Consider the following 16,245-nt stretch of genomic DNA (forward strand, 5'->3'; position numbering starts at 1 on the left):
TGGGCTCTATAGATCACTGTTTTGGAGATTATCAAATTTCAGATAATTTACGAATCATAAACGATTTTGACGGATTGTAAATGTATAATTAGGTTGGCTACCGTATTCAATATATTTGAGTTAAGCATAAAAATAAGTAGTATGGAATTAGCGATTGAAATCAATAGCGCGAAAGATTTGGATATTCTCAAAGATCAACCAGTCGATCAGATTGAGAAATTGGAGTTGTTTTTTTTTACGAGCATTTCCCTGAAATTTATTGAGAAAATAAAGAATTTGCAGCACTTATCAATTGCAGGAACTGTTAAAGATTTATCTCCGCTAGCTCATTGTAAGTCACTTAGGTTATTGTCTCTTAGTAATAGGGGAGCTGTAAATACATTGGATTTTGTGCAGGGATTGGAGCTAGAGTCGCTGCGATTGGAAGGGTTTACTTCCAAATGTGAGAATTTAATTATTCCTCATCTGCGCTCATTACGGAATCTTGAAATTTCCTCGGTATCAAAGATGGGTAATTTATCTTTCTTGCGTGATTTTTCAGGTCTCGAACGAATTGCTCTATTTGAGCTCAATTCAAAAAAATTATTTGATTTTGGTAAATTGAATCAATTAGGTGAATTGCGATTAACCAATATGTTTCAGTTGAACGATTTGGCTGATTTGAAGACAATTCCGAAACTGAATACGCTTTATATCCATGATTTTTTTATCAATAAGAAAATTAATGTAGATAGGAAAAACGAATTGCTTAAAATAGTAACCGATTTAAAACAGATCAATGAAATCGTACTGACAATTAATGGGGAGAACTATAGAAGGCCTGAGTTGCTGGCTGAGTTGAAAAAATAGATAAACAATTATGGGATTTTTAAACGAACTTTTTGGAAAGGGTATTGAAATGGAACAGGGAGCGCAGCTTTCAGCAACGAAAGAAGGGGACGCGATCACCGCAGAATTTGATGAGCTGTCGCGTCTTATCAATCTCAACGGGTAAAAACTCTGACAGATGAAACTGCTTAAATTCGTGCTATTGGTCGTATTGATTCAAGCAAAACAGAAGTCCTATAGTCAGACAGAACAAGAGCTAAAATTGGTGCAGTCATTTCTTTGTCTTAGTACAGCGATTTCCAATCAAGACTCCGTGACCAAAAGTACACTTTCTGAAGAATTTGAGGGACGATTAATTCAAGCACTTGAGCAAGAAGATATAATAAGCTTTAAGACCTTTGGTAAGGTGTTGGATAGTTTAAATTCAGCTTTTAGTTTGAAAAAGTCTGGAGAATATGAGCTGTTCACTCTTAGAAATAATTTTGAGCACTGGAATTATGTGCTGAAAAACAGGCATGTGATCCATAAGCAAGAAAGAACCTTCGATTACTTCTATGCGGTCTATTCGCTTGATCAGCATAGTTACTTACTAATCAAAAGAATGGATGAATTATCTTTTTCCTGTTATAAGGCTTACATTTATAAAGATAATTTGGGTTTGATTGATTCTAATAATCATGCCGGGGAGTTGATTAAAAGTTCTTTATCTGTGCTTAGCTGGACAAACGTTGATGAAAGTTTGTTGGAGAATAAACCTGTTTCCGAAAGAGAGCAATCGGATAGGAATTCCTTAAAGTCCTATCCGCCGATACCCATAAAATTCGACGCAAAAAATAAGGAAATCTCTTACTCTTTTTATCGTCAATCGGATGGGAAGAAAATAACGAGAAAAGCGAGATACTTGCATGGTGGTTTTGTGATCAAAAGCTATGATGCGAGAATGTTTGAAGAATAGAGGCGTGTTGAAGCTTAAGATGAAGAAGGGGACAGCTGGTTTGCGATGGCCTTTGACAGGCAAACGAGAGAAAGCGGTTTTTGATGAAAAAGAAAAATAAGAAAACTCTGATGCTTTAATTATTGTTATGAACTAGAATAGGGTGAAGACCCCAGGATAAATTTTATATTAGAACGGCAATCTGCGTAAATAATCTGATGAGACAATTTATTTTTGAATTCACCTGGATGATACGCTGATTTTATTTAATCGAATCTGGAATGGTAATACGTTTTTTTGTTTGTGTTTCTTTTATATTAAGTACAATTTGTTGTTTCGGACAAATAAATGTGGATAAAATGCGGGCTGATTATGCCGTCGCGGTTAAAGATAAAAAACTTTGTGAAGCCAATCTAAGGACCTTGGAAGCAGCGGCGAATACGGCGACTGAAAAAGGGTATCTTGCCGCTTATAAGATCCTTTGGGCAAAACACATGGGAAATCCCTTTTCGAAGTTGGGCCAATTTAAAAAAGGGAAAAAACTATTGGAATCGGTTATCATAAAATATCCTGATAATATTGATTTACGTTTTATTCGCTGGAGTGTACAAACACATGCACCATCTTTTTTGAATTATAGTAAAGACCGATTACGGGATAAAGAGTTTTTGGTACATAACCTATACAAGTTGCCTAATCCAGAAGCTAGAAAAATAATTTATATCTACCTGAAAGATGCAAATAGCTATCTCAAGGGGGAGCATATATTCTCCCAAGCAGAACTTACCGAACTTTCCAAATAGGTTGATATAAGTTAATACAGGTATTTGGTACGAATGGCTATGATGCCAAAGATTATCATGATGATGCTTATGATGGAAAAGATCACATATACAACCGTAAAACCATCACTTATGCCGATATCTTCCTCATAATATACGTCCATATGAGTAGGTACTTTTTTTGGTTTAATACTACTTAAATCCTTCACTAGGCGAACTTGTTTTTGTTTATAATTGAATTGGAGGATCGGATAATGTACGTATCCGAAGCGCTTGTTTTTTACACTGTCTATCCCAATGACATCGGCTTTAATTTTGCTGCCAAAGAGCATCAGTCTGCTGTCTTTGGATAGTCCGTATGCGAGGAATAAACCTAACAAGAGCAAAATAACACCGAAAGTTCTTATGATGATCATGTTTAAGAATTAAAGGATAACATTATACTTAGTATTTAGACAAATATAGCTTTTGTAGCTTCTTTCTACCAGCTGATATGGAGTTTTAATCAGACATGAATTTTATTGTCTTATGCTAAGAGTACATAACGATGTTAAGATTATTTTTGTATCAATAGCGTATGTTAAAATACTAAATCATATGACAATGAACAAAATTAATGATAGCAATTATCATAAATTTATTGGTAAATGGAAAACCTCGGGAGAAGTGCGGGTTGGTGCAAAAAAACTGCCTTTAGTCGGTGTTGATTCTTATGAGTTTATACTCAATGACAACTGTATTTTGCATAAGGCGGATGTCCACATAGGGGGAGAACATAGTGAAACATTTGAAATGATCACCATGCTGCCAGGAGATAAAGTAAAGATGCAATATGCTAATTCGAGGGGGGAAGTGGAATCATGATAGGAAATTTAATCAATAATATCTTTACTATTGAGGGGGATGGAATAAAGTTTAATGGGCAGATGGATACTGACCATTCGATGCTTGTGGGGAATTGGTATTTGCTGTCGGAAAACGGTGATTGGGAACAATTTATTACACTTAAATTAGAAAAGCATTAAAGTAAAGATTCAATGCGGAGCATTTTCACAGGATCTTTAAATTCCTGCCCTATGCCAAGATTTTTGTAAACCATAATGCGCAATTTTGTGTTATCAATAGCAATTAAAAATTTAAAAGATGAAACAGGTATTTATTAATCTCGCCGTGGCAGATGTAAACAAATCAATGGATTTCTATACTCAATTGGGTTTTGAATTAAATCTACAATTTTGTGATGATGATGCCAAATGTATGGTTTGGAGTGAGCATATTTTTGTAATGATCATGACCCATGATAAGTTTAAATCCTTTACGAATAAGCCAATAGCCGATACAAAAAGTCATATCGCTGGGCTGTTTGCTCTCTCCGTGGAGAGTCTGGATCGGGTAAATGAAATTGTTGATAAAGGGCTGGCGGCAGGAGGAATAGAGCCAATGCCAATGATGGATCATGGTTTTATGCAGTTAAGAAAGGTGGAAGACTATGATGGCCATACCTGGGAGATATTTTATATGGACATGAGTAAATTCCCAAGCGCTTAACATCGCTTATAATAAAGTAGATTTTTAAAAAAAAATCTGATAAAGTCCCATATCGTTTAATAAAAAGCCATCGCTCAGCAGATACAGTCAGATCAGTCGCTCCAATTGTATATTGATGGACGATGGTAATTATCTTTATTTCATAATTTACTTTTATGACTCCCCGTTGGTTCGTCCAAATCGTGATCTTAAATGCTGCCGACGTGAACGACGCAAACGTGATCTCTTGACTGGATAGTGCCGATTTTTAGTGATATTATTAAAAATAAGTGCTACTGAGAATAGGATCAGGCATCCGGAAAGCACAGGACTCAAAACATACCAATACCCTAACGAGGAAATTTTGGTTCCGCTGCTTACAGCGATTAGTGCTGTTGCTCCTCCCGGCGGATGTAATGTACGTGTATGTTGCATGCACACAATGGATAAGGCCACAGCAAGGGGAGCGGTAAGCCAGATGATATCTGGAAGCAATTGTGCTACGGTAACTCCAACTATAGCTGAAACAAAATGACCTCCGATTAAATTTCGGGGTTGTGCAAGTGGACTCTGTATGGCACCATATACCAAGACCGATGAAGCACCAAATGACCCGATCAAGAAAATATTTTCTAACTGTGGAAAATGGAACGATTGAATAAAAGCGATGATAAATATGCCCGCAAAAGCTCCGATGAAAGACCAGAAATGTTCCCAGGGATCTATTAATGTCTCCCGATAAAAAACGTACCTATAAATGCGGAGTTGTCGATGAAGTTGATTTTTCATTTTTGATCTGTGCAAAAATAGTGAATTTTAACAACTCATTTTTATATCTTTTATATTAATCCTTGCGGTATTTATAACTTAATATTGGTTATTAAAATTTTCTGTTTTCTATTTTGACGAACTTACTGAGCGAACAATTTAAAGTACCTTATGGGATACGGTCAGTCTTCAGCCTAATTTCAAGTACTGCAAAGGCATTAGACTGTTGCGCAGGTTTAATTGTCAAATGCATAATCAGTATTTTCTATTCGTTGGTTAAATTATCTGCTTTCTCTTTAGGTGCTGTAATTATAGAACTCTTAATGGTCGGTAAAATAGAACGAATATGTATTGATTTCCCCTGAATATGAATTGCTTTTTACTTCTAATTTTATTTCTTGTTACTTTTGGGTAGCGTAGTTTTTGTTTTTTAAGTTGTGCATTTGCAACAAAATGAAGACAGGATGCCCCTATATATTATCAATAATAAAAAAATTACATATGGTTCTTAAAGCTACAGTTTCGGCATTTGTTGTTACCCTTTTGGGATTATTTGCAACGTTATTAACGCAAGATACGGATCTGAACATGGTTTATGTGGCATTTTGTGTTTCACCCTATTTCCTTCTTTTAACACTTATTTATTTCAATTTCAATAAGCTTCGAAAAAAAATCAATGTATTGGATAAGCCAAATTTCTTCTTTGAAGTTGTTTATAGCTTTTTGTACTACCTTATATTTTCCACCTTATTACCCGTATTGCTATTTGTGAGCACCTTGGGCGATGTATATGAACACGCAGTATATACTGATCTCGGTGAAGTAATTTCGGAAGTATTTCCGCTGATGTTAATTCTGAGCACTTTTCTGAGTTTATTCAGCAGCATTACGTTTGTATGGAGCTTAAGATCATGGAAAACTTTGATATCAGCATTTTTGGCCTATATTTTTTTAACAATACTTGTATCTATCTTTTCGACAACTGCCCGGGCGTATAAGAAAGCAGAAAGGGAACGATTCACGAAAGCAGATAATTTGAAAGAAGGTCGATTTGAATGGAGCTGTGCGATGAGTAATCCTGTCGGTTATCCTGTACAACTTTATAAAGGAAATTTTATCTTTCCAAAAGATGGAAATTATGAGTTTACCTTTAGCGAAGGAAATACTGTCAACTATCGGGCTAACTGGGGCTGGGGCGGTACCAACACCTATAAGAAAATGATGTCATTGCCTTCAGCAATTGATGTAGCCTGGTATTCGTTTTCGGAAAATATTTTTTATCAGGTAAATGATACAATAGATTATAATAGATTACTTACACTTTTTGAGCAATCGTATATCGAAAGAAGGGCAACAAGTGATTTTGAGGAACATTATGATAAGATCATTTTGGGGTTTGCGCCTAGTGGTGGAATGGTGATATGGGCTGCGGGATCCGGGTATCGCCAGACTGAAATAGGACGTTATCAAGCGAAGAAAATCAATATTGACAAAAACGTGTCTGCCAATAAGGAAATGATCTACGGTGATTTATTCAACCAGGGGTGGCGCAACAAGGTCTTGACCGACACAATGATTGTTCCTTTAGCAGTACAAATGGAAAAAAAAGCTAAACCTCTTCCCAATGGATACTGGAATAGGCTCGGAATACGTTATTCATGGGCCCCAAGATTTATGATCTCTCCCGAGATAAAAATATATGACGCTAGTTTTCTGTATTTTAACGGGGAACGTTTTGTCTTTGATGAAAGATCGCAAAGTATTGGTGTTGAGAAAAGAGGAGTTCCACAGGATGTATATATCAAATGGTACGATAAAAATAAAAACCGATGTGCTGTAAATTTTAAATTCGACGAGGAGGAGATTTTTAAAAAATTTAATGTTTTTTTTAACCGGGATAAAAATATAGAGGCAGAAATTGAAATTACCGTCGACCCGCACAAAGATCGAGCAACTGCTGTATTGAAACATGGTGCGGATCAACTTTTACTTCTTGAAACAGAAATCATTGAATACGGTGAGAATTTTTGACTGTTGGCTAAGATCTTTGATGTAAAAAACCTTTTATATTTTAAATTATAATTTTAATAACTGATCGGATTTTCACGTGTCTAGTAATATTATAATCATCACTGTCAAAAAGGTTTTACAGTTTTATTGGCATCTGCCTTTCGGGCCGTGAACTCCATTGCTATTTATCGATATATACTTATTTGAATAAAGGCATATGATCTGTATTTTTTATAGTCATGTGCTAACAATTTTTTAATATATCTTATTGATCTCTTAGGCGAATTAATTGTATATTTACAACTGTGAACCGGGGCCTAAACCCTCGTTTTAGGAGTCAAGATTAGCCATTTTGCTAAAAAAATTAAAAGTCATTCTGATAGAGGTTGGGAAACCCGACTTATAAATGAGTATGGGCTTGTCAGATTTTGATAGCGCCACATTTGTTATTACGATCTATTGGGAATAACTTGTTATTATTAGCCATTTACACAAAAAATTGACCTTTTGAGAATGAAAATTTATTTGCTTTCGCTGTTTTTCCTAGTTATACTGATCATTAAAAATACGAATAGAGTTGTTGGACAATCTATAGAAGGAATAGCGCGTATTGAAGATCCCCTTCGTCAGTTGGAAGCTGTGCTACAACTTCCTGTCAATTTTGGGAAGGATACCGTAACATTAAAAAAGTCGTTGCAGCCGGTATTAGAAATTGCTAACGAGAAAAATAGCTTTATATTGAAATGGGGATACTACATGCGTATGGCAGATGGATATTCCATAGCGTTTGACCGAACGAATGGTATTTCTGAACAATATTATCAACTTGCGGAACAATTGCTTCAGAAGCACTATAATATTGAATTGGAAATGATAGGCTATGCACGGCAGGGATACTATAATTATGTTTATCGGAAGGTAAAGGAGGCATTCCCATTCTTTTTACGGGCAAATGATTTAAAATCTAAAATTGATATCCGAAAGATACCATTGGTTGTTAAGCATTACCAATTTATTGCTAATTTTTATGGTTACATCGGGGACCATGGTAGTGCTGTTAATTATTTACAGGAAGCGTTACCTTTTTCGAAGGCAGCCTCTAGAGAACGTGTAGATTTAACGAATGCTGTCGCGGTTTACTTATCAAGGGACTCGCTCAATCATCAAGCATTAATTTATCTGAATCGAGCGATGGAAGAGGCTAAATTGGCCAAAGATTCGGTATGGATTGGTATTATTTCCGGCAATCTAGCTGATCAGGCATGGAAGGCAGGAGATAAACAAAGGGCAATTGCTCTTGTTCAAAAAAATATTGATCTTTCTATGCGATATAATGAACACAAGGATGCGATGCGGGCAAATCTCAATTTGGCAAGCTGGTATCTTGTTCTTAAGGAATGGAAGTTGGCTAAGCAGCATGTTGTATCTGGAATCAATTTGATGGAAGAAAAACCTTATTTCTTGAAATATAAGATGGATGCATCAAAATTACTGGCAGATATCGCCCATGGATTGAATCAAAAAGAGGAAGAACTCAAGCAATTACATGTTTATCTTACATTGAAAGATTCATTAGAAAAAAGAATAAATGATAAAGAAATACAAAAGATTATGTGGCAACGGGAGACAGAGCGATATAATCGAACTATTCAATCTACTGAAGAAAAAAGACTTCACAGCAAACGCATATATCAATTTATAGGTATTTCCTTGGTTTTAGTTTTCACGATCATATTGCTTTTAATCAATAAATCAAAAACAAAGATAAAAATGAGGAATACCCTTTTGGAGAAGGATCAGCTCACACTCGCGTACGAAAAACAATTACTTGATCAAGAGCTTGTGATTTTAAAGGATTCCCTAGGTGAGTTTACCGATACAATTAAGCAAAATGATACCACAATTCAACAGCTTAGGCAAGAAATTGTTAAAGTATCCGAGCAAAATCCAGCTTATATGGCTCAGGTATCTGATAGCTTAAATGCTATGTTGCAAACGCATATTATGACGGACGAACGATGGCTGAAATTCAAACATGTTTTTGATAAGGTCTATCCGGGATATCTGTCACAAATGAAGAAAAACTACTCAAAAATAACAGATAATGATTTACGTATACTTGCTCTTCAAAAATTAGATCTAAACAACAGCAGCATGAGTGAACTTCTTTGCGTGTCAATCGAAGCTATCAAAAAGGCGAAACAACGGTTAAAGAAAAAAATGGAATCACAAGATCGGGAGTTAATCTCTGTTGATCGCACTATTTTACGCTGATTACCATAAATCAAAGGGGATAAAAATAATAATAGCGTAAAGGTAGTAAACAAGCAAGCTCAGAGGAGAGCCTACTTGTTTATATCTAGGATCTTAGGAAGCTGTAGGAGCTATTAGAAACCTATTATTTTGTATTATTTGCTACAACATTAAGTTCAATGTCAACATTTTGTGCGATCATCCAATCTTGTGGATTACCTTCGGTACCATAGGTAAGTCCCCAATCTTGTCTTTGAATCGTAAATTTAGAATAGAATGTAACTTCATTTCCGTTGAACGTGATTTTTGCAGGAAATGTTACGTTAACCGTTTTGTCTTTGATTGTCAAGTTACCGCTGACAGTATTTGTCGCATCAGCAACGACACTTTTTCCTTGAGCAGCGTCAAATGGAGCAACTTTAGTGATTTCAAATTTAGCTGTTGGGTATTTTGCTGTATCAAAAAAGTCAGCACTTTTCAAATGCGCATCCAAATCTGTTGATTTTTTGCCACCGGCAGTTGTTGGATCCACCGAAGCGCTATCTGTTACAATCGAATTGACATCAATTGTAAAAGTACCACCAGTTATCGCATCGTTTTCAGCGGAAAGAGTACCTTCGCTTTTTAAAACACCGTATCTTGGATTCAAGCCACCTTTGTGGTAACCTGTCCATTTTAATGTGCTTTTGTCAGCTTCTACGGTATAAGTCTGACCTTTTTGTTCAGTTACTTCTTGTGCTGATGTTGTCTTAGCTTTGTCGCCACCTGTATTCTGACAAGATGCGAATAACAAAATAAGGGCTAAACCCGAGATTAATTGTTTTTTCATTTTTTAATCGTTTTATTTTTTAATATGATGTTTGCACTATTATATCTAACCGGCATCAATCATGCCATTTCAATTATCAATACAAAGGTATAGTATAGATAGTTTATTTTTGGTATTAGTTTCCTTAAAGAAACTACTTTCCAAAAAGATAGTATGCTGCCACCCTGTAATTCCGTATTTTTGTACTATATAAGGAGATCAGATCAATGAAAAAAGAAGCGTTATCAAGTTCATCCAGTGGTTGCAAAACAAGAATACTAGCCATAAAAGATGCCATGGAGATTTTGGCTGGGAAATGGAAATTTCACATTATAGGTTCATTAATGGTGTTTGATAAACTGCGTTTTATGGAATTATTGCGCGAGGTAGACGGAATTGGGGCTAAAATGCTGTCCAAAGAACTGCAAGATTTGGAAATGAACCAGATCATCAGAAGGACTGTATTAAATACCAAACCGCTGACCGTAGAATACGAACTGACTGAATGTGGTAGGACACTGGGGCCTATTATCGATGAAATTGCAAAATGGGGTATTACCTACAGAAAAACACTTTACCAAAAGAATGAGACCAGTGAATCGGTTAAATAAATTGTTGGTTTTTAACGTGTGTTATTGAATAGCAATTTGCTAAATAATGTGAACATTAGAACCAAAAAAACTCTTTATTGGATTTTATATTTTCGTTTGGAGTATATATGTGGAGTTTTATGCCTGTAAAGAACCTGATACGTTTGATCTGATTTTGGCCGTTAGGTATTTTAAAAAAATATATTAATCGTATGTTTGTTATAGAATTTACTATCTAACCTACTAAAAGAAGACGGGATGCGGTTACAGCGATTTTTTTATTTGTCTCTTGGGATCTTGAGTATAAGCAGTTGTGGAATAACCAAGAACGCAACAAAGCAGGAGACTTCCTTTGATGAGGGAATCAAACAGATTAAACACGTGGTAGTGGTCTATATGGAAAATCATAGTTTTGATAATCTATATGGCGAATTTAAAGGAGCAAATGGTATTGCCAATGCAAAAAAAGGTAATTTTTTACAAGTTGACGAAAATGGGAAAGTCTATCAATATCTACCTGAAATTCCAAGAAACAATTCATTTCCGACCAATCTTCCCAATACCTTTTTCAATATAGACCAATTTGTCCCCGCTGACAAGGCTACACCGGATGTGACACACCGTTTCTACCATAATCAACTGCAGATTAATGGCGGAAAGATGGATAAATTTGCCTTATATAATGATTCCAAAGGTTTAGCAATGGGGTATTATAATACAGAGAAGTTGCCGCTGTTTCCCTTTGCACAAAAATATACCTTATGTGACAATTTCTTCCAGAGTGTCTTTGGAGGGTCTTATCTCAACCACGTGTATATGATTTCTGCTGCAATACCTATTTGGCCAAATGCGCCAAAATCATTGATAGCAGAACTGGATGCGCAGGGTAAGATGGTGAAAGACGGTATCGTCACCCCGGATGGATATGCCATTAATCATGTCCTTTCGCGAAATCAGCCCTATCCGGCCAAATCGGATACATCTAAACTATTACCTTCTCAAACCATGGTAACAATAGGCGACCGTTTAACGGAGAAGAATATTTCTTGGGCTTGGTATTCCGAAGGCTGGGACGATGCGGTTGCAGGCCGTAAAAATAATTTTGCCTATAACCATGAGCCTTTTCTTTATTTTGCCAACTATGAGGAAGGTACTGAGGGAAGAAAGCATATGAAGGATCAGAATGATTTTATCAAAGCTGCTAAAGAGGGGACACTTCCGAGTGTGTCTTTTGTGAAACCGGGCGGAGGGAATGACGAGCATCCCGGAAGCTCCGCTGTTTATTCTTCAGAACAGCTTGCTGTAAATTTGATCAATGCTGTGTTGGAAGGACCTAATGCAAAGGATGCATTAGTCATTCTTACATACGATGAATTTGGTGGTTTTTACGATCATGTTAATCCTCCCGTAGTTGATCGCTGGGGACCGGGGAGCCGCATTCCGGCGATTGTCATTGGGCCATTTGCAAAAAAAGGATTCGTTGACCATACACAATATGAGACCGTGAGTATTCTTTCTTTTATCGAACATCGGTGGGGGATAGCGCCGCTAGCCGAACGCGATAAAAAGGCGAACCCATTTAAAAACGCACTTGCGTTCAAATAAATGATCCTATAATTGACAAGAGGGGATGTATAGGAAAGCTGGAGTTGTCGTGTTATTGTTGGCAGTGGTCTTGACCTTAGGATTTAGTACGAGCCATTCGCGGTATTCGAAACAGACGCGTCCTAATTCCCGGGAACGAAAGGTCCAGAAGAAAATTCTGGATCAGATGCTTTCTTTCCGTCAATATGTTAGCGATTCTCTTTCTGTTGAGGCACGGAAGGAGCGGGTAGATTTTGTTCGCCTACAACAGGTCTTTCTGAAGGCTAGATTGCTTTTTAAAGACTTCGAATGGGCCGCGGAATATTTTACGGCCGATTTGACAAGAAGATTGAATGGTCCACCGGTAGAGGAGATAGAAAATGCGGATCTACAAGACCCTACCTTAGCTCGCGGTATAGATCCAATGGGACTACAGGTGATAGAGGAACTTATTTTTCCCAATTATGAAGCTGTCAATCAACAGAAGCTGAGGAGTGAGATTGATCATTTAGTGTTAAATACCGACTACCTCATTTCGTACTTTGCAGATCATCCACTTGACGATTGGCGTATTTTGGATGCCGCCAAGCTGGAAATATTTCGGATCATTTCTTTGGGAATTACGGGATTTGATAATGCACTTTCTTTGAACAGCATGGTGGAATCGTCAAGATCATTAATGAGCTTGCAAGAAGTTCTTATGCGCTACGATGATAAAACAGAAAATAATGTATTGTTTGATGCCTTGAAAGAAGGGATAGCTTATCTTCAAATTCATAGGGATTTCAATACTTTTGACCGGGCAATATTTATCAAGCATTTTGCAAATAAGATCAGTACAGGCATCGCCCGGATCGAGCAGAGACTGCCGGGAGATAAGATTAGGTATAATAGGATGTTACGTCAAGAAGTTAATACATTATTTGACGAGCAGGCTTTTAACCCAAATGCATTTTCTCCCGGACCGGAATTTCATTTGACCGATGAAAAAGTGATATTGGGTGAAAAATTATTTTATGATGTGCAATTGTCCGGCACGCAAACACGAAGCTGTGCTTCCTGTCATAATCCCAATATGGCATTTACAGATGGATTGGTCAAGCAGGAGGATATCCACGGTTCTGGGCAGTTACTCAAGAGAAATACCCCAACATTGCTGAATGCTGCCCTACAATCGAATTATTTTTATGATATGCATGCACTGACGCTTGAAGATCAGATAAAAGAGGTGATTGTCAACAAACAAGAGATGGATGGGGCGCTGGGGCAAATTCGTCAGTATGTTTCAGCGAATGAGCATTACCGGATGTTGTTTGAACGGGCATTTCCAGAAAACAAAGGCGCAATCAATCCAGATCATATCGCTAATGCGCTTGCGTCCTATATTCGCAGTTTGACGAAAATGAATAGCCGATTTGACGACTATATGCGGGGAAAAGATAATGCACTATCAAAACAGGAAATACATGGATTTAATTTATTTACAGGGAAAGCAAAATGTGCGACCTGCCATTTTGTTCCTTTATTTAATGGTGTGACTCCACCCAAATATGTTCAGAGTGAAGTAGAGGTATTAGGCGTCCCTGGCACAATTAAGGATTCTATTCTGGATGCTGATTTAGGATATTTTGATATTATTGGTGTCGATTCCTATAAATACGCATTTAAAATTCCTTCTGTTAGGAACATAAAAAAAACCGCGCCGTACATGCATAATGGTGTTTATCGTAATTTAGATGAAGTGATGGAGTTCTATAATACTGGTGGTGGAGCAGGTCTGGGAATTGAATTAGCCAATCAAACACTGTCCGATGAAAATCTTCATCTCACCGAAAGCGAGAAAAAGGATATTATCGCTTTTATGGAGAGTTTGGAAAGTCGTTAAATATCTTGGATCTTGAACAACTCAAAAAATATTCCTTTTTATAACGAAAATCAGGAATCCGACGGTCCGTATCAGCCCCGATTTGGGAGTAGGACGTTTTACGTATTAAAGCGTTAGGCTATAATACATAGAATAACCACTCGTACCATCCAGCCATTGTACCAGTTCTCGATGACTATATTTGAAACCTGCTCGTTGGATCGCTGTTTTTGAAATTGTATTGATTTCCCGATGGCTAATACTGAGCTGTTTTAGCTGATGTAGGCTCACCCAGGTCATTCTAATTCTGTACAACAGCTTTGATAGTCCTTGACCTCGATGTTTTGGTCTAATAAAAGATTGTCCAAAATAAGCTTCTGTATTGTTTAGTAAAAGTAGGCTGGTCATTCCGATTAGATTGTCTTTTTCGAAAAGTCCGAACACTATTCGAGGTGATTTGATACGTTCTTGCCAGTCCATGTCAGAGAAGCTTGCCTCTGCAGGGTCACTCCATCGAAATAAGGTCGGCTCGGTATGAATTGCTTCCAGACGAATTGACTTATAGTACGCAAATTCGCTCTCTAATAATTGACGAATATGATAAGAGCCAGAGTGAATGATTAATGGTTGATCAGGCATGGAAAAATGATTGTTTTTAATCTATAATTGTATACTGCGAAAGTAGGCATAAACACGTTAATTTCAAATTGCCTGTGAGCATGATAAATTTAAAATCTTGAACGATCTATAACCAACATAAAGATCAAAAAAATAGAGACCGATAGCAGAAGCCGGGAGGGAGGGAGGGAAAAGCGAGAACTATAGGGGTCGTAATTGATTCTTAAGAACAACATAATAAATCTGCCACCATATTTTCTAAATCCTCAAGGTCGAAAGGCTTTGCTAAATAGTTGTCGGCTCCCGCTTGTTTGGCTAACTGTTGTATATCGGTATTTGCCGATAGATATATGACAGGAATGTCCCTGAATGTCGGATGCGATTTAAGCAACCGTGTAGCTTCCATACCTCCAATTTTAGGAATCCAGTTGTCCATTAAAATCAAATCGGGCTGCACCTCTTCAACTTTTTCGAGGATATCATGAGAAGTCTCAGATACTTCGACCCGATAACCAATAGTTTCGAGAATGATGGTGCAAACTTCAAGAACATGCTTGTCATCATCCAGCATGAGTATTGTTTTATTTGACATAGTAGCTTATAAAAAAGGTAGAGCTAAAATAGATAAAAACAAATACGGTAGAAAGCGGGTAAATACTTATTTTCTTTAGGGTAAAAAATACCCTTTTTGTTAAGATGAGCAAATATTTCAAAAGGTTAAGTTGTCATTGTATACCGGATGGCATTCGGGTATTTAAACGACTTCTTTTAATGGGCACTAGGTTTTTTAAAGGATAAATAGCATTTGGGGTATTAAAAGTAGATCAAAGACGGGTACGGATATCCGGAACTTATTCGATGAAAATTAGTTGTCATACGATGTGTAGGTATTAAAAACTAAATAATCGTCAACATATTCAAGATATTTTTTCGGTATTCCTGATCTTTTTCCCTTAGCTCAAGAACCTTGTTTTTTAGGTCAATATTCACATACCATTCTGCATAGTTCTCTTTTTCGTTGGTATCGTCGAAGAATACTTTGGTTTTTATATATTCTTCATCAAAGTACTCTGGCTGACCGCTTAGTACAAATGCTGTGGAAACCACAGCCTCAATCATCTTGCTGGGGGGGACCCCAGTTTTGAACAAAGCACTTAGAGCTTTTGTAAAATTATCACTTAATTCTCCCATGGAATAAAAGTTAATACCTTCACGATAGAATCTTTTTCTGTCAACTTCAGTGTCAACAATTCCTAATTTCATGTCGTGTCGAAATGAGACTTCTATACCAACAGTTTCTTTTCCCCAGAGACCTTTTGCCTGAACAATATGATTTTGATTTTCATCATTCCAGTTCTTTGTGATGGTAAGTTTTAGATCAACAAAATCTTGGTCTTCACTGACGTCAATCTGCTTTAGTTTATCCTGTCCTTTTAAGAAATTTAAAAAGCTCATAGTGTATTGTTAATATTTTTTTGAGCATGATTTTAACAAAATTGTTTCAGTGTATCTGCTATATGTAGATAGCGCTGTATTTGTAATGATCGTAACTCAGGCTAAGTATAATAAAGATAGTAAAAGTTTTGATTCAATATAGTGCTCGATGGAAGACGATGTGTTTTTCAATGATAACTATGGGCTGGATGACAAGAAAAAAATAAGTCTTCAAAAGATGTAAA

General features: G+C 36.7%; 18 protein-coding genes. 12 read left to right on the forward strand and 6 right to left on the reverse strand.

Features of this window, described 5'->3' with window-relative positions; translation table 11 throughout:
• Window positions 1-141: 141 nt before the first annotated feature.
• From B4A24_RS20375 to B4A24_RS20390, 4 genes are all read left to right on the forward strand, one after another.
• Window positions 142-849 (forward strand): hypothetical protein, encoded by a 708-nt coding sequence (locus B4A24_RS20375; protein WP_293946805.1) that lies wholly within the window; start codon window positions 142-144, stop codon window positions 847-849.
• Window positions 850-859: 10 nt separating this feature from the next.
• Window positions 860-994: a hypothetical protein gene (locus B4A24_RS20380; protein WP_293946806.1), complete on the forward strand. Its 135-nt coding sequence runs from the start codon at window positions 860-862 to the stop codon at window positions 992-994.
• Between the two features lie 12 nt (window positions 995-1,006).
• Window positions 1,007-1,783: a hypothetical protein gene (locus B4A24_RS20385; protein ID WP_293946807.1), complete on the forward strand. Its 777-nt coding sequence runs from the start codon at window positions 1,007-1,009 to the stop codon at window positions 1,781-1,783.
• Between the two features lie 338 nt (window positions 1,784-2,121).
• On the forward strand, window positions 2,122-2,565 hold the full coding sequence (locus tag B4A24_RS20390) for a hypothetical protein (RefSeq protein ID WP_293946808.1): 444 nt from the start codon (window positions 2,122-2,124) through the stop codon (window positions 2,563-2,565).
• A gap of 11 nt (window positions 2,566-2,576) precedes the next feature.
• Here B4A24_RS20390 and B4A24_RS20395 read toward each other — a convergent pair whose 3' ends face one another.
• Window positions 2,577-2,960, reverse strand: a complete 384-nt coding sequence (locus tag B4A24_RS20395; RefSeq protein ID WP_293946809.1) for a hypothetical protein — start codon at window positions 2,958-2,960, stop codon at window positions 2,577-2,579.
• Between the two features lie 187 nt (window positions 2,961-3,147).
• Here B4A24_RS20395 and B4A24_RS20400 point away from each other — a divergent pair, with 187 nt between their 5' ends.
• The 3 genes from B4A24_RS20400 (at window position 3,148) to B4A24_RS20410 (ending at window position 4,092) form a co-directional block, all read left to right on the forward strand.
• Window positions 3,148-3,408 (forward strand): hypothetical protein, encoded by a 261-nt coding sequence (locus B4A24_RS20400; RefSeq protein ID WP_293946810.1) that lies wholly within the window; start codon window positions 3,148-3,150, stop codon window positions 3,406-3,408.
• Window positions 3,405-3,569 carry a hypothetical protein gene (locus B4A24_RS20405; RefSeq protein WP_293946811.1) on the forward strand — a complete coding sequence of 55 codons (165 nt, stop codon included), beginning with the start codon at window positions 3,405-3,407 and terminating at the stop codon, window positions 3,567-3,569. Before B4A24_RS20400 ends, B4A24_RS20405 begins: the two co-directional genes overlap by 4 nt.
• A 118-nt stretch (window positions 3,570-3,687) precedes the next feature.
• Complete coding sequence (locus B4A24_RS20410) at window positions 3,688-4,092, forward strand: VOC family protein (RefSeq protein WP_293946812.1); 405 nt, start codon at window positions 3,688-3,690, stop codon at window positions 4,090-4,092.
• A 153-nt stretch (window positions 4,093-4,245) separates the two neighbouring features.
• Here the strand turns inward: B4A24_RS20410 and B4A24_RS20415 are convergent, their stop codons facing one another.
• Window positions 4,246-4,860 carry an HPP family protein gene (locus tag B4A24_RS20415; RefSeq protein ID WP_293946813.1) on the reverse strand — a complete coding sequence of 205 codons (615 nt, stop codon included), beginning with the start codon at window positions 4,858-4,860 and terminating at the stop codon, window positions 4,246-4,248.
• 480 nt (window positions 4,861-5,340) lie between these two features.
• Here B4A24_RS20415 and B4A24_RS20420 point away from each other — a divergent pair, with 480 nt between their 5' ends.
• Together B4A24_RS20420 and B4A24_RS20425 are read left to right on the forward strand one after the other, a co-directional pair.
• Window positions 5,341-6,870 carry a DUF2931 family protein gene (locus B4A24_RS20420; protein WP_293946814.1) on the forward strand — a complete coding sequence of 510 codons (1,530 nt, stop codon included), beginning with the start codon at window positions 5,341-5,343 and terminating at the stop codon, window positions 6,868-6,870.
• Between the two features lie 492 nt (window positions 6,871-7,362).
• Entirely contained in the window at window positions 7,363-9,123 is a 1,761-nt protein-coding gene (locus B4A24_RS20425; RefSeq protein ID WP_293946815.1) for a tetratricopeptide repeat protein, read from the forward strand.
• Between the two features lie 124 nt (window positions 9,124-9,247).
• On the opposite strand, the gene B4A24_RS20430 is transcribed toward B4A24_RS20425, so the two are convergent.
• Window positions 9,248-9,931: a YceI family protein gene (locus tag B4A24_RS20430; protein ID WP_293946816.1), complete on the reverse strand. Its 684-nt coding sequence runs from the start codon at window positions 9,929-9,931 to the stop codon at window positions 9,248-9,250.
• Window positions 9,932-10,137: 206 nt separating this feature from the next.
• Between B4A24_RS20430 and B4A24_RS20435 the strand changes: the two genes are divergently transcribed.
• The 3 genes from B4A24_RS20435 (at window position 10,138) to B4A24_RS20445 (ending at window position 13,969) form a co-directional block, all read left to right on the forward strand.
• Window positions 10,138-10,521, forward strand: a complete 384-nt coding sequence (locus tag B4A24_RS20435; protein ID WP_293946817.1) for a winged helix-turn-helix transcriptional regulator — start codon at window positions 10,138-10,140, stop codon at window positions 10,519-10,521.
• A gap of 237 nt (window positions 10,522-10,758) precedes the next feature.
• A complete protein-coding gene (gene acpA, locus B4A24_RS20440) occupies window positions 10,759-12,105 on the forward strand; it encodes an acid phosphatase (RefSeq protein ID WP_293946818.1) in 1,347 nt (448 codons plus the stop codon).
• A gap of 25 nt (window positions 12,106-12,130) precedes the next feature.
• Window positions 12,131-13,969, forward strand: a complete 1,839-nt coding sequence (locus B4A24_RS20445) for a cytochrome-c peroxidase (RefSeq protein ID WP_293946819.1) — start codon at window positions 12,131-12,133, stop codon at window positions 13,967-13,969.
• A gap of 105 nt (window positions 13,970-14,074) precedes the next feature.
• On the opposite strand, the gene B4A24_RS20450 is transcribed toward B4A24_RS20445, so the two are convergent.
• The 3 genes from B4A24_RS20450 to B4A24_RS20460 all read right to left on the reverse strand — a co-directional run bounded on the left by B4A24_RS20450 (window position 14,075) and on the right by B4A24_RS20460 (window position 16,021).
• Complete coding sequence (locus B4A24_RS20450) at window positions 14,075-14,587, reverse strand: GNAT family N-acetyltransferase (protein ID WP_293946820.1); 513 nt, start codon at window positions 14,585-14,587, stop codon at window positions 14,075-14,077.
• A gap of 202 nt (window positions 14,588-14,789) precedes the next feature.
• On the reverse strand, window positions 14,790-15,158 hold the full coding sequence (locus B4A24_RS20455) for a response regulator (RefSeq protein WP_293946821.1): 369 nt from the start codon (window positions 15,156-15,158) through the stop codon (window positions 14,790-14,792).
• Window positions 15,159-15,463: 305 nt separating this feature from the next.
• On the reverse strand, window positions 15,464-16,021 hold the full coding sequence (locus tag B4A24_RS20460) for a hypothetical protein (RefSeq protein ID WP_293946822.1): 558 nt from the start codon (window positions 16,019-16,021) through the stop codon (window positions 15,464-15,466).
• Window positions 16,022-16,245: the final 224 nt, after the last annotated feature.

Origin of the sequence: Sphingobacterium sp. UBA7249 (assembly GCF_002472835.1) — a bacterium.
In the GTDB taxonomy this organism is placed as follows: Bacteria; Bacteroidota; Bacteroidia; order Sphingobacteriales; family Sphingobacteriaceae; genus Sphingobacterium; species Sphingobacterium prati.